The organism is Leclercia sp. LTM14, assembly GCF_023736175.1.
Taxonomy (GTDB): domain Bacteria; phylum Pseudomonadota; class Gammaproteobacteria; order Enterobacterales; family Enterobacteriaceae; genus Enterobacter; species Enterobacter barmai.
Genome location: NZ_JAIKTT010000014.1, coordinates 105,972 through 120,107, shown reverse-complemented (window position 1 = coordinate 120,107; position 14,136 = coordinate 105,972). Strand labels below are relative to the sequence as shown.

At 61.2% G+C, this 14,136-nt stretch carries 10 protein-coding genes; 8 read left to right on the top strand and 2 right to left on the bottom strand.

The genetic code is table 11. From position 1 onward, the window contains the following. Positions 1-300 precede the first annotated feature (300 nt). From K5I40_RS21980 to fbpC, 6 genes are all read left to right on the top strand, one after another. On the top strand, positions 301-930 hold the full coding sequence (locus tag K5I40_RS21980; protein ID WP_039032437.1) for a response regulator transcription factor: 630 nt from the start codon (positions 301-303) through the stop codon (positions 928-930). Continuing rightward, positions 930-2,471, top strand: coding sequence for an MASE1 domain-containing protein (locus tag K5I40_RS21975; RefSeq protein WP_223075546.1), 1,542 nt, complete (start codon positions 930-932; stop codon positions 2,469-2,471). Before K5I40_RS21980 ends, K5I40_RS21975 begins: the two co-directional genes overlap by 1 nt. 67 nt (positions 2,472-2,538) lie before the next feature. Then, positions 2,539-3,858, top strand: a complete 1,320-nt coding sequence (uhpC, locus tag K5I40_RS21970; RefSeq protein ID WP_082019623.1) for an MFS transporter family glucose-6-phosphate receptor UhpC — start codon at positions 2,539-2,541, stop codon at positions 3,856-3,858. A gap of 13 nt (positions 3,859-3,871) precedes the next feature. After that, the gene (locus tag K5I40_RS21965; RefSeq protein ID WP_039032440.1) at positions 3,872-4,903 is read left to right on the top strand and encodes an ABC transporter substrate-binding protein; all 1,032 of its coding nucleotides are present in this window, start codon (positions 3,872-3,874) and stop codon (positions 4,901-4,903) included. 77 nt (positions 4,904-4,980) lie between these two features. Further along, entirely contained in the window at positions 4,981-7,059 is a 2,079-nt protein-coding gene (locus tag K5I40_RS21960; RefSeq protein ID WP_223075547.1) for an iron ABC transporter permease, read from the top strand. Between the two features lie 4 nt (positions 7,060-7,063). Then, positions 7,064-8,110 carry a ferric ABC transporter ATP-binding protein gene (gene fbpC, locus K5I40_RS21955; RefSeq protein WP_138370656.1) on the top strand — a complete coding sequence of 349 codons (1,047 nt, stop codon included), beginning with the start codon at positions 7,064-7,066 and terminating at the stop codon, positions 8,108-8,110. 234 nt (positions 8,111-8,344) lie between these two features. On the opposite strand, the gene mmuM is transcribed toward fbpC, so the two are convergent. After that, a complete protein-coding gene (mmuM, locus tag K5I40_RS21950) occupies positions 8,345-9,277 on the bottom strand; it encodes a homocysteine S-methyltransferase (protein WP_223075548.1) in 933 nt (310 codons plus the stop codon). Then, a complete protein-coding gene (gene mmuP, locus K5I40_RS21945; protein ID WP_223075549.1) occupies positions 9,264-10,661 on the bottom strand; it encodes an S-methylmethionine permease in 1,398 nt (465 codons plus the stop codon). Before mmuP ends, mmuM begins: the two co-directional genes overlap by 14 nt. A gap of 434 nt (positions 10,662-11,095) precedes the next feature. Between mmuP and K5I40_RS21940 the strand changes: the two genes are divergently transcribed. Continuing rightward, positions 11,096-12,205: an AI-2E family transporter gene (locus K5I40_RS21940; protein WP_039032445.1), complete on the top strand. Its 1,110-nt coding sequence runs from the start codon at positions 11,096-11,098 to the stop codon at positions 12,203-12,205. Positions 12,206-12,219: 14 nt separating this feature from the next. Beyond that, positions 12,220-14,028, top strand: coding sequence for a diguanylate cyclase (locus K5I40_RS21935; protein WP_223075550.1), 1,809 nt, complete (start codon positions 12,220-12,222; stop codon positions 14,026-14,028). Positions 14,029-14,136 lie beyond the last annotated feature (108 nt).

The window sequence follows — 14,136 nt, the reverse complement described above, 5'->3', positions numbered from 1 at the left end:
CTGGCGGCCTGAGCCCGGTGGCGTACCGGACTCAGGCAGAAAAAACACAAGAATAGAGGTGTCCAGGAAACGGGGTTCAGTGCACGGCGAGCCCCCCTGACACGTTCACGTGTTCTGGGGCTACAGAGAAGCAAGAAACATAAAGTGAACGGAACCACCACAGCCCTCAGCATATTCCTCCCCCCCCACCCCAAACCTTTATTGCAATTTTGTTACATTCGTTACATAACCACAGGCATCTCATTGCCAGCCCAACGCGGACAGGCATCATAGGCAAACTATTCAGCAAAGGTATGCAAGATGATCAAAGTGGTGCTGGTGGACGACCATGTGGTGGTGCGTTCCGGGTTCGCCCAGCTGTTAAATCTGGAAGACGATCTGGTGGTGGAAGGCCAGTACAGCAGCGCCGCCGAGGCCTGGCCCGCGCTCAGCCGCGAACAGATCGACGTGGCGGTGCTCGACGTCGCCATGCCCGATGAGAACGGCCTGAGCCTGCTCAAACGCCTGCGCCAGCAGCGCCCCGGATTTCGCGCCATTATCCTCAGCATCTACGACACCCCCGCCTTTGTGCAGAGTGCGCTGGACGCCGGGGCCAGCGGCTATCTCACCAAGCGCTGCGGCCCGGAGGAGCTGGTGCAGGCCGTGCGCTCCGTCGGCATGGGCGGTCATTACCTCTGTGCCGATGCGGTCAAAGCCTTGCGCGGCGGCGAGCCGGTATCCCGGGCCCTGGCGGTGCTGACCCCGCGCGAGAAAGAGGTGTTCGAGCTGCTGGTTCACGGCAAAAGCGTCAAGGAGATTGCGTTCCAGCTCGAACTCAGCCACAAAACCGTCCACGTGCATCGCGCCAACGTGCTCGGCAAACTCCAGTGCAACAGCACCATCGAGCTGGTGCATTTTGCCCTCGACCACCAGCTGCTGACCGGCCACTGATGCGGCGCTCCCTGCGACACACTATCCTCTCGCTGTTTATCATGCTGGCGTGGGGCACCGGCTGGCTGATGCTTTGGACGCTGAGCTTTTACCTCACCCAGAACGGCCAGCAGGCGGCGCTGTTTTTACCTCAGGGCGTCTATCTGGCGCTGCTGATCCTGCTCTCGCGCCGCTTCTGGCCGGCGCTGATCCTGCCCACCCTGGCGGCGATGCTCTGGCTGCACAGCGAACAGCTGCTCACCCGCCCGCTGATGCTGATGGTGCCGCTGGTGGGTACCGTCTGCGCCTGGCTGGCGCAGCGCTACTGGCACCGCTATCCCCTTTACTGGCAGCGTCTGTCGCTGCTGATCGCCGCGGTGACCCTTAACGCGCTGCTCCAGACCCTGCTCCTGGCGCCGTTCCTCGACAGCCCGCCCACCCTGCTGGTGCTGGCCTCCTTTACCGGCGGGGTGCTGCTGACCCCGTTCGTCTACCTGGTGTTTGAGTTTTTACGCCAGCAGCACCGCTACCATCTGCTGGGGCTCGATACCAGCAATCCGCCCCTGCGCACGTCGCTGATCATCTGGTGCAGCCTGTTCTTTATCATCGGCATCGGCACCCAGATGGTGCTCTCCCCGGCCCTTGAGCGGCTGCTGCTGATCGTGGTGTTTCTGCCAAACGTAGTGATGGCGTGGAAGTTCGGCTGGCAGGGCGGCGTGCTCTCCGGGCTGCTGGGCAGCATGATGATCACCATCGCCCGTCAGGTTGGCGTGGGGTTCAGCGATCTGCTGGAGCTGGAGATTTTCCTCGCCACCCAGTCGCTGCTGGGGATTGGGCTCGGGATCGCCATCAGCCGCCAGCAGCATCTGGCGATGAATCTCGATCACTATCGCCGTCGGCTGGAGGCGGAGCTGCAGGCCCGGCGCGAGCTGACGGAAAAGCTGATCCACACCGAGGAGGACACCCGCAAGCATCTGGCCCGGGAGCTGCACGACGAGATCGGCCAGAACATCACCGCCATTCAGATCCAGTCCCAGCTGGTGAAGCGGGCCGGGGATACGCCCCAGGCGCTGGAAGCCGCCGGGCAGATCAACGAGCTGGCCCGACGCATTCACCACTCCACTCGCCAGCTGCTGCGCCAGCTTCGCCCTCCGGTGCTGGACGAACTCTCCTTAAACGAGGCGCTGCACCACCTGGTGAACGAGTTCGCCTTTGCCGAGCGCGGCATTCAGTGCCGGTTCGATTACCGGCTCAGCGCCCCGCCCCAGAGCGAAACCCTGGTGTTCACCCTCTATCGGCTCCTTCAGGAACTGCTGAATAACGTCAGCAAACACGCCAACGCCAGCGAGGTCAGCGTCCTGCTCTGTGAGCACGACAACCAGCTGCGCCTGGAGGTAAAAGATAACGGCAGCGGCATCAGCACGCAGCAGATCCCCGGCTTCGGCATCCAGGGGATGCGCGAGCGGGTGCATGCCCTGGGCGGGGAGTTCACGCTGGAGTCGCAGGGCGGCACGCGCGTAATTGTTAACCTGCCCACAGTTTTGCAACAAACACACCGCTAACCAGGAAAAAGTCTTAGTCACGCCAGACTTTCTCTCATCCCTTTTTCGTCGCGCTTTCATACAGTCAATGCAAACGGAGAACGCCATGTCCGCACTGTCAGCTGAACAGGTTACACAACGCTACCGGGCACTGCGCCCGCGACTGCTGCTCTGCATGGTGATTGGCTACGCCGCGTTCTACCTGACGCGTAAAAGCCTCAACTACGTGCTGCCCGCGTTGCAGCTGGATCTGGGGCTGAGTAAGAGCGATATCGGCCTGATCGGATCGCTGTTTTACCTGAGCTACGGCCTGTCGAAATTTGCCGCGGGACTGTGGCACGACAGCAAAGGCCAGCGGGCCTTTATGGGCATCGGCCTGATGGCAACCGGGGTGCTGAACGTGCTGTTCGCCTTCGGCGACTCCCTGCCGCTGCTGCTGTTTATCTGGACGCTGAACGGCTTCTTTCAGGGATGGGGATGGCCGCCCTGCGCCAGATTGCTTACCCACTGGTACTCGCGCAACGAGCGCGGCTTCTGGTGGGGATGCTGGAACACCTCTATCAACATCGGCGGAGCCATTATTCCGCTGATCTGTGCCTTCGCCGCCCATCGCTGGGGCTGGCAGGCAGCGATGCTGACACCGGGGATCATCAGTATCGTGCTCGGCCTGTGGCTGACCACACAACTGCGGGGCACACCGCAGGAAGAGGGTCTGCCGACGGTCGGGGAGTGGCGCAACGATCCGCTGGAACTGCGCCAGGAACAGCAGAGCCCGCCGATGGGGCTGTGGCAGATGTTACGCACCACCATGCTGCAAAACCCGATGATCTGGCTGCTCGGGGCGTCCTATGTGCTGGTGTATCTCATCCGCATCGCCCTCAACGACTGGGGCAACATCTGGCTGGCGGAGAGCCACGGGGTAAACCTGCTGAGCGCCAACGCCACGGTGATGCTGTTTGAGGTCGGCGGCCTGCTCGGGGCGCTGTTCGCCGGATGGGGTTCGGATCTGCTGTTCAGCGGCCAGCGGGCGCCGATGATTTTGCTGTTCACGCTGGGGCTGATGGTGTCGGTCGCCGCCCTGTGGCTGGCCCCGGTTCACCACTACGCCCTGCTGGCGATGTGCTTTTTTACGGTGGGATTTTTTGTCTTTGGTCCGCAGATGCTCATCGGCCTTGCCGCCGTGGAGTGCGGACACAAGCAGGCAGCAGGCTCGATTACCGGTTTTCTTGGCGTGTTCGCTTATCTGGGGGCGGCGCTGGCCGGGTGGCCGCTGTCGCAGGTTATCGAACGCTACGGCTGGTCGGGGATGTTCAGTTTGCTCTCCATAGCCGCCGTACTGATGGGTTTACTCCTGATGCCCCTGCTGATGGCGGGCATCACCGCTTCTCGCAGTCACATAACGTCATAACAAGGGCTGAATAATGAAAACAACGCTTCTCTCTACCCTCATTGCTTCCGGGATCGCGCTGGCGACCTTAACCGGTGCCGCACAGGCCAAAGGCCGTCTGGTGGTCTACTGCAGCGCCACCAACGAAATGTGCGAAGCCGAAACCAAAGCGTTTGGCGATAAGTACGACGTCAAAACCTCGTTTATCCGCAACGGCTCCGGCAGCACGCTGGCGAAAGTGGATGCCGAGAAGAAAAACCCGCAGGCCGACGTCTGGTACGGCGGCACCCTGGATCCGCAGTCTCAGGCGGGTGAGATGGGGCTGCTGCAGCCGTACAAATCGAAGAACCTCGAGCAGATCATGGAGAAATTCCGCGATCCGGCGAAGGTGAAAGGCAACCTCTCCTCCGCCGTCTACGTGGGCATTCTGGGCTTTGGCGTCAACACCCAGCGCCTGAAAGAGAAGAACCTGCCGGTGCCGAAGTGCTGGAAAGATCTGACCAAACCGGAATACAAGGGCGAGATCCAGATTGCCGATCCGCAAAGCTCCGGCACCGCCTACACCGCGCTGGCGACCTTCGTCCAGCTGTGGGGGGAAGATCAGGCCTTCGACTACCTGAAGCAGCTGAACGGCAACGTCTCCCAGTACACCAAATCGGGCATCGCCCCGGCGCGTAACGCCGCACGCGGTGAAACGGCCATCGGCATCGGCTTCCTGCACGACTACTCGCTGGAAAAAGAGCAGGGCGCCCCGCTGGAGCTGATCTCTCCGTGCGAAGGCACCGGGTATGAGATTGGTGGCGTCAGCATCCTGAAGGGCGCGCGTAACGAAGAGAACGCGAAGCTGTTCGTCGACTGGGTGCTGTCGAAAGAGGCTCAGGAGCTGGCGTGGAAGCAGGGCAAGTCCTATCAGATCCTGACCAACACCACCGCCGAGACCTCCCCGAACTCGCTGAAGCTGGATGACCTGAAGCTGATCAGCTACGACATGGACAAGTACGGCTCAACGGACGTGCGCAAGGCGCTGATCAACAAGTGGGTCAGCGACGTGAAGATGGGTAAATAAGCCCACTCGTGCGGTAAATGCCGGGTGGCGGCTACGCCTTACCCGGCCTACAACATTCATCAACACCCGGAACACCTATGTCACAGACACTCGCTCTTCATCCCGTGAAAAAACGGGATGCGGTCTTCCTTTGGGTTTTCGTCGGCTGGCTGGCCTTTGCCCTGCTGCCGAGCTGGGGCCTGGATTACGGCCTGCTGGAGTCCACCGGGGACGAGATCCTCGACGCCTACAGCTGGTCGCACTTCAACATCAGTTGGCTGTGGTATCTGCTTCCCACCCTGCTGCTGGTGCGCCCGTTCAGTGAAGCGAAGCGCGAGCAGCGCAGCCGCCACTACCTCGACGCTGGCTGGGCCCTGCTGTGCATGGCCTTTGTGGTCATCAGCGCCACCCTCGAAGGGCGCGGTTTAGGCTACGCCACCATCGTGCTGTTTGTGGCGCTGGGTTCGATCATGACCCTGGCTCTGACCCGCCTCGAATGGCTTGGCGGCGACCGCTTTGTCATCGGCTCGCTGATCGCCATCGTCGCGCTGATCGGCATCTTTATCGTCTGGCCGAGCATCGCCATCTTTATTCCGATGTTCACCAATGACGCAGGCGAGTTCGCCCCGCTGGCGTTTATGAACGTGCTGTCGCAGTCGCACATTATTCAGGTGATCATCAACTCGATCCTGCTCTGCGTGGCGGTCGGGATCGGCTGCACCTTCTTCGGCCTGGTGCTGGCGATCTACACCACCCGCATCGCGAAGCGCAGCGCCATCATCGGGCGCATCTTCTCGATCCTGCCGATCGTCACCCCGCCGTTCGTGGTGGGCCTCGGCGTGACGCTGATGATGGGCCGCTCGGGCTACATCACCGAGCTGATGGTCGACTGGTTCGGGCTGACCAACACCAACTGGCTGTACGGCTTCACCGGTATCTGGCTGGCGCAGGTGCTGGCCTTCACCCCAATGGCGTTTATGATCCTCGACGGGGCGATCAAGACCATTCATCCGTCGCTGGAAGAGGCGTCCTACACCCTACGCGCCAGCCGCTGGCAGACCTTTAACGGCGTCTTTGTGCCGCTGCTGAAACCGGCCCTGGCCAACGCCTTTCTGATCGTCATCGTCCAGTCGCTGGCGGACTTCAGTAACCCGCTGGTGCTGGGGGGCAACTTCGACGTGCTGGCGACGCAGATCTACTTCTACATCACCGGATCGCAGCTCGACTACCAGGCGGCCAGCACCCTCGGCGCGTTCCTGCTGCTCTTCTCGCTGCTGGTGTTCTGCATTCAGTACATGTGGATCGGCAAGCGCTCCTACGTCACCGTCTCCGGCAAGTCCTATCGCGGCGACGTCCAGCCTCTGCCGGTGACTCTGGTATGGAGCGTGATCGCCCTGCTGGCGGTGTGGATCGCCTTTAACGCCCTGCTCTACGGCAGCATTTTCTACGGCAGCTTTACCGTCAACTGGGGGGTGGATTACACCCTGACGCTGGATAACTTTATCAAGCTGTTCGGCCAGGGGATGAGCGACGGCGCATGGCCTTCGCTGCTGGATACCCTGCTGTACGCCGGGATCGCCGCGCCGATCACCGCCGCCTTCGGGTTGCTGATCGCCTGGATCGTGGTGCGCCAGCAGTTCAAAGGCAAAAAGACCATCGAGTTCACCACCATGCTGTGCTTTGCCGTCCCGGGCACCGTGGCTGGCGTCTCCTATATCCTGGCCTTTAACAGCGCCCCGGTGTACCTCACCGGTACCGCCGCCATCGTCATTATCTCGATGGTGATGCGTAACGTGCCGGTCGGTATTCGCGCCGGGATCGCGGGGCTGGGCCAGATCGACAAGTCGCTGGACGAGGCGTCACTGAGCCTGCGCGCCGGTTCGCTACGCACCATTACGCACATCCTGCTGCCGCTGCTGCGCCCGGCCATTCTGTCGGCGCTGATCTACAGCTTTGTGCGCGCCATTACCACCGTCAGCGCCATTGTGTTCCTCGTCACGCCGGATACCCGCGTGGCTACGGCCTACATCCTGAACCGCGTGGAAGACGGCGAATACGGCGTGGCGATTGCCTACGGCTCGATCCTGATTGTGGTCATGCTGGCGATCATTTTCCTCTTTGACTGGCTGATCGGTGAGGCACGAATCTCCCGCTCAAAAGCCAAAAACCAGGCGTAACACTATGACTCAGAAACATTTCGTTGAACTGCGTAACGTGACCAAGCGCTTTGGCGCGAACACGGTGATTGAAAACATCAACCTGGCGATCCCCCAGGGGCAGATGGTGACCCTGCTTGGCCCGTCCGGCTGCGGTAAAACTACGGTGCTGCGCCTGGTGGCCGGGCTGGAGAAACCCACCGACGGGCAGATCCTCATCGACGGCGAGGACGTGACCCACCGCTCCATTCAGCAGCGTGATATCTGCATGGTGTTTCAGTCCTACGCTCTCTTCCCGCACATGTCGCTGGGCGAGAACGTCGGCTACGGCCTGAAGATGCTCGGCGTGTCGCGCAGCGAGATCAAGGCCCGCGTCAAAGAGGCGCTGGCGATGGTGGATCTGGAGGGCTTTGAAGATCGCTACGTGGACCAGATCTCCGGCGGCCAGCAGCAGCGCGTGGCTCTGGCCCGCGCCCTGATCCTCAAGCCGAAAGTGCTGCTTTTCGATGAGCCGTTGAGTAACCTCGATGCCAACCTGCGTCGGAGCATGCGGGATAAGATCCGCGAGCTGCAAAAGCAGTTCAACATTACCTCTCTGTACGTGACCCACGATCAGAGCGAGGCCTTTGCGGTGTCGGATACGGTGCTGGTGATGAACAAGGGCAACATCATGCAGATTGGCTCCCCGCAGGATCTCTATCGCCAGCCCGCGTCGCGCTTTATGGCGAGCTTTATGGGCGATGCCAACCTGTTCCCGGCGAGCTTCACCCAGGATTACGTGGCGATCCACGGCTATCGCCTGCCCCGCCCGCTGCACTTTGCTGCCATGGGCGCGGGCACCGTCGGGGTGCGCCCCGAGGCGATCACCTTAAGCCAGCACGGCGAGGCCAGCCAGCGCTGCGTGATCCGCCACGTCGCCTACATGGGCCCGCAGTACGAGGTGATTGTGGAGTGGCACGGGCAGGAGATTTTGCTGCAGGTGAACGCGACAAGACTGCAGCCGGATGTCGGGGAGGAGTATTTCCTGGAGATCCACCCGTACGGGATGTTTGTACTGGCGGATGTGGCATAGGTAAAAGCAATTCGGCAAGAACCGTAGGCCGGTTAAGCGCAGCGCCACCCGGCAGGGTTACAGCGGTGCGGCCTGTTCCCCTCACCCTGACCCTCTCCCCAAAGGGGCGAGGGAACAGTCCGGCGCGCTCATGTAGGCCGGGTAAGCGTAGCGCCACCCGGCAATGGTTACAACGGTGCGGCCTGTTCCCCTCACCCTGACCCTCTCCCCAAAGGGGCGAGGGGAAAAACACGGTTACCTTTGGGCGTTCAAATCCGCAATGTCCTTCGGCGTCGTCCGACAGCATCCGCCAATCAGCTTCGCCCCTGCCGCCAGCCACTGCGGCAGATACCCCGCCAGCGTCTCGCACGTCTCGCCGTGGTGGTGCCAGGTTTTGGTCGTCGCGTCGTAATGCTCCCCCGAGTTCGGGTAGACCACCAGCGGCAGCGCGGTCAGGCTTTGCAGATGCTGCAGCGCGGCGGTGGTGTTCTCCAGCGCGATGCAGTTAATGCCCAGGGCAATCACCTGCGGTGAGTTCGCCAGCACCGACACCACCTCGCGCAGCGGCGTGCCGTCGCTCAGGTGTTCGCTGTCGCGAAGCGTAAACGAGAACCACGCCCGGGCGCGGGGATAGTCCGTCAGCAACGCCGCCAGGGCTTTTATTTCCGCAAACGATGGCAGGGTTTCGCAGGCCAGCAGGTCAGCCCCGGCATCCAGCAACGCCTCTACGCGCGGGCGGTGAAAGGCGCTGAATTCCTCCGGGCTACGCACGTAGTCGCCGCGATATTCCGATCCGTCGGCCAGGAACGCGCCGTACGGCCCGACGGACCCGGCCACCAGTAGCGCGCCCGCCTGCGGGTTTTCCGCCAGATACGCTTCCCGCGCCTTGCGCGCCAGCTCAACGCTTTTGCTAATCAGCGCCCGGGACTGCGCCTCGTCCAGCCCGCGGGCGGCAAAGCCGTCCGGCGTGGCCTGGTAGCTGGCGGTGATCGCCACCTGCGCCCCGGCGCGGAAGTAGTCGAGATGCACGTCGCGGATCAGCTCCGGGTTCTCCATTAATACCTTCGCCGACCACAGGCTGTCGGCCAGGTTGCAGCCGCGCGCTTCCAGTTCCGTTGCCATCGCCCCGTCCAGCACCACAAACGGCTGGGTTTCAAGGATGGCGGTAAGCGGATTATTCTGCGACATGTTCAGGCTCCTGGGTTTTCAGATTTTGGGTAAGGTAGTACGCCCCATAGCAGAGCGCCACAAACGGCAACCCACAGTAAAGGGCAATGCGCTGGCTCGGGTCAAAGGCCAGGCCGACGCAGGCCACCAGGCAGAGGATAAAGCCAAGCACCGGCACCAGCGGATACCACGGGGCGCGATACTGTAACGCGCTCAAGGGTTTGCCCGCCTGCAGATGACGGCGGCGGAAGACAAAGTGCGAGGCGCAGATGCTGATCCACACCGCCACCACCGCAAAGCCGGAAATGGCCGACAGCGCGACAAACACCGTGTCCGGGGCCACCACGCTTGAGAAGAGCGCCAGCACGCCGCCGAGCATCGACACCGACAACGCGGTGAGCGGCACGCCGTTTTTATTCACTCTGGCAAAGCAGCGCGGCAGGGTTTTCTCGTTCGACAGCGACCACAGCATGCGTCCGGAGGCGTAGAGCCCCGAGTTGGCCGCCGAGAGGATCGCCGTCAGGATGACAAAGTTGACGATATCCGCGGCATACGGAATGCCGACCTTCTCAAACACCAGCACGAACGGGCTTTTCTCCACCCCGGCCTGCTGAATCGGGATCAGCGCCGCCAGCACAAACACGGTGCCGATAAAGAAGATAATCAGGCGGGCAATGGTGGTGCGAATGGCGACCGGAATCACCTTGTGCGGGTTCTCGGTCTCCCCGGCGGCAATGCCGATAAGCTCGGTGCCAGAGAAGGCAAAGTTAACCGCCACCATGGTCATCAGGATCGGCAGGCCGCCGTGTGGGAACCAGCCTTCGGCGGTGATGTTGCTGAGCCCCGGCGCGGGAGAACCGTCCTGCATCGGGATAAAGCCAAAGATGGCCGCTCCGCCCAGAATAATAAAGGCGATGATGGTGATCACTTTCACCAGCGAGAACCAGAACTCCCCTTCGGCGAAGAAGCGGGTCGAGATGACGTTGAGGGCGAAGATCACCGCGCAGAAGACCACGCACCACACCCAGACCGGCACCTGCGGGAACCAGTACTGCATGCAGAACCCGGCGGCGGTAAAGCTCGACCCGAGGGCCACCGTCCAGGTGAGCCAGTAGAGCCACGCCACGGTGTAGCCGGTTGCCGGGCCAAGGTAGCGCGCGGCATAGACGTGAAAGGCGCCGGTTTCCGGCATCGCCACGGAGAGTTCGCCGAGACACTGCATCACCAGCCAGACCACCAGCGCGCCAATCAGATAGGCCAGCAGCGTGCCCGCCGCCCCGGTGGTCGAAATGATGTAACCCGTATTAAAAAACAGCCCTGTGCCAATCACGCCGCCGAGCGACAGCATGATTAAGTGGCGAGTCTTCATGGTGCGCTGAAGCTGCCCATTTTGTTGTGTTTGCATATCACCTTCTATACGTATGGACATCTAAACATCCAAAGGAAGGTGTTTTTATACCGCGATTGTTAACAAATTGCTAGCCATGCACCAGACGAAGACATCCTCGACGGGCGCTCAGGCGGGGATGAACCGTATAAATGACGTAGAGAAAGGGTCGCCATGCCATCTGATACCTCCTGCAAGCCGATACTTACAGCATGTACCGCCCCGCATCCTCCGTCGGTCAGACGAAAGTGGGATCTGTTTTGGGCCGCTAAACTTTAGGGGGAGTGCGCAGCGCCCGGCGGCGCTCCGCTTGCACGGGCCTACAAAACCACGAAACGTAGGCCGGGTAAGGCATCGCCGCCACCCGGCAACCGGCCGCACGCAATCATGAGAATGTTAAATCATATAAAACATCCTATAGTCGTAGTGTTTATATAAAAAAGGATGATCCAATGCGATTTAACGGACTGACCAAGGGTTTCTTCATACTTATTCTCCTGTTGGTTACCTGGGCGTTTTTTGATGTGCTGTCGCCCTACTTCTCGGCGATCCTGTGGGCCGCTATCCTGGCGGTGATTTTCTACCCGGTTAAAAACGCGCTGCGTATCAGGCTGGGGGATCGCAACGGGCTGGCGGCGCTGCTCAGCGTGCTGCTGATCTGCCTGATTGTTTTTATTCCGCTGATGGTGATCTTTTCCTCATTAGCCTTTGAACTCAATATCGTTTATACGCGCCTGCAGCAGAACGACACCCAGTTTTCCACCGTGGTGGCGAGCCTCTTCGCCCATCTGCCCCACTGGCTGCGCACCCTGATGATCGAGCACGATCTCGATACCGCGGCGCAGATCCAGCAGAAGCTCTCTGAAGCAGCGTTAAGAGGCGGACAATACCTGGCCGGCAGCGCCTTCCTGATTGGTAAGGGCACCTTTGGCTTCGCCATCAGCTTTGGCGTGATGGTCTATCTGCTGTTTTTCCTGCTGAAAGATGGCCCCTGGCTGGTGCGCCAGATCCTCGACAGCCTGCCGCTGTCGAATTTCGCCAAACAGCATCTGTTTGCCAAGTTTGCCGGGGTCGCCAGAGCGACGGTAAAAGGCACGGCCGTGGTGGCCCTGGTCCAGGGTTTGCTGGGCGGGATCGCCTTCTGGATAGTCGGTATCAACGGCAGCATTTTGTGGGGTGCGCTGATGGCGTTCCTGTCCCTCATCCCGGCGGTGGGTTCGGCGATCATCTGGGTGCCCGCGGCCATCTTCCTCTTCGCCACACAGCAAATCTGGCAGGGCCTGTTTATCGTCGGGTTCTTTGTGCTGATCGTCGGCCTGGTGGATAACATTCTGCGTCCGCTGCTGGTGGGTAAAGACACCAAAATGCCCGACTATCTCATCCTCATCACCACCCTGGGCGGGATGGAGATTTACGGTATCAATGGCTTTGTGATTGGCCCGTTGATCGCCGCCCTGTTTATCGCCTGCTGGAATCTGCTCTCGGGGCGCGATCATGCCGGTAATGCCGAAGAAATAGATGACGCCATTATCGAAGAAGGCAAAAATTCGCCTGATTTATGAAAAAGGAATAAGACTTGCGTATCGCCACTATCACTAACTGGGCATACGGTGCCACGGTCTGTCTGACCATCGCTTCAGGGATAGCCATGTTAATGGCTTCCAGCGCTGAAAAGGTGGAGCGACAGGCCGTAGAACAGCGCTACGTCTTCGATCAACTGACCGAAGAAGTTGAGGTGGACGCCTGGGCGCTCTCGGATCTGGCACGGCTGTATGTCATCAAACAGACGTCCGCGGTGGCCGACGAGTATCGCCAGAAAGCGGCCTCCATGGTCGGCGTCGAGCATCGCCTGCAAAAGCTTAAAGACGCGGGGGCCAGCGATGAAGAGCTGGCCCTGCTGCACGAAGGGCTAAGCGTGGCCGATGCCCTGCAGGATGAACAGCAGCGCGCCATCGCCAGCGTCAATAGCGGGCAGCAGGCGCAGGCCATTGAACGGCTCTATGGCGAGCGTTACGAGAGCGAACTTGAGCAGGCGCAGAACCAGCTCGACCATTTTCGCCAGATGCTGGACCGCCGCACGGACGTGGCCATTGAGGATGCCACGGCAAAATCCCACGCGCTGCGCACCCTCTCCGAGGTGATGGTCGGCCTCACCGCGCTGATGTTCCTGTTTGTGCTGGGCTTTATCCTTAAGCGCCGGGTGCTGCGCCCGGTGGTGCGCCTGAGCGACGTGGTCAACCGGCTGGCTTCCCAGGATTATGCCGTCGAAGCCCCGGATTACCGTCAGATCGACGAAATTGGCGACATGGCCCAGGCGATCCGCATCTTTCGTGAAAACGGCCTGGTGCGGCAGCGGCTTGAGAAGGAGCGCGACGCCGACTGGGCAATCCGCGAACTGCTGGCGCGCATGACGCAACGCCTGCAGGGGTGCGAATCCGTCGAGGACGTGCTGAACGTCGCGCGGCTGTTCGCTCCCAGCATTGCGCCGGGGATCGCCGGGCGGCTCTATCTTCTCGAACACGCGCCGTGGCAGATGCGCTGCGCCGCCGAGTGGCTTAACCCGCAGGGCGAGCCCGATCCCTTCCATCCGGACCAGTGCTGGGCGGTGCGTCGCGGTCAGAGCCATCCGCCGGTCAACGGCGAGCCGGATATCGCCTGCTATCACCTGCCGGACAGCTGCGCCCATCACGCCCTTTGCGTGCCGCTGATTGCCCAGGGCGAAGCCATCGGCCTGCTCTCCTTCCAGAACCTTACGCCGGCGATGGCCCCTTCCCGCGCCTATCTGGAGCTGATGGCTGAAGCGCTCGGTCTGGCGCTGGCTAACCAGCGTCTGCGCGATGCCCTGCTGGAAAAAGCGCTGTTCGATCCCCTGACCGGGCTGCGCAACCGCCATCATCTGGAAGATGCCCTGCGCACCCAGATGAACCAGGCGCTGCACAGCGGGAACCCGGTAAGCTGCCTGATGATCGACATCGACCACTTCAAAGCCATCAACGACAGACTTGGGCACGAAGCGGGCGACCAGGTGATTAAGGGTGTGGCGGCAATTGTCCAGCGCGCGGTCAGCGACAAGGGCATGGCGTTCCGCTATGGCGGCGAGGAGTTTCTGGCCCTGCTGCCGGGCGCGGATGAAGCGGCGGCGTTTGCCACTGCCAGCGAAATCCATACCGCCGTGCACGGCCTGGCGCTGCGCTATGAGCTGTCGGAGATCGGCCCGGTGGATGTGTCGATTGGCATTGCCAGCTATCCGCAGCACGCTCAGGGCGAAAACCTGCTGCGCGCCGCCGACGTGGCGCTGTACCGCGCGAAAGAGCTGGGGCGTTCAAGGATTGTGAGTTTCGGGATGCTGGAGGCGGGGAATCAGCCACCGGGGGCGAATATCTGACAGAGCTCAAAGAAGCTCCCGTCGCCGGCGGGTGCTTCTTCCATCTTCGCGCTGTAGCATCATAACGTTTGCGTATGATAAGCCGGTTTTACAATGACTTATACTGGC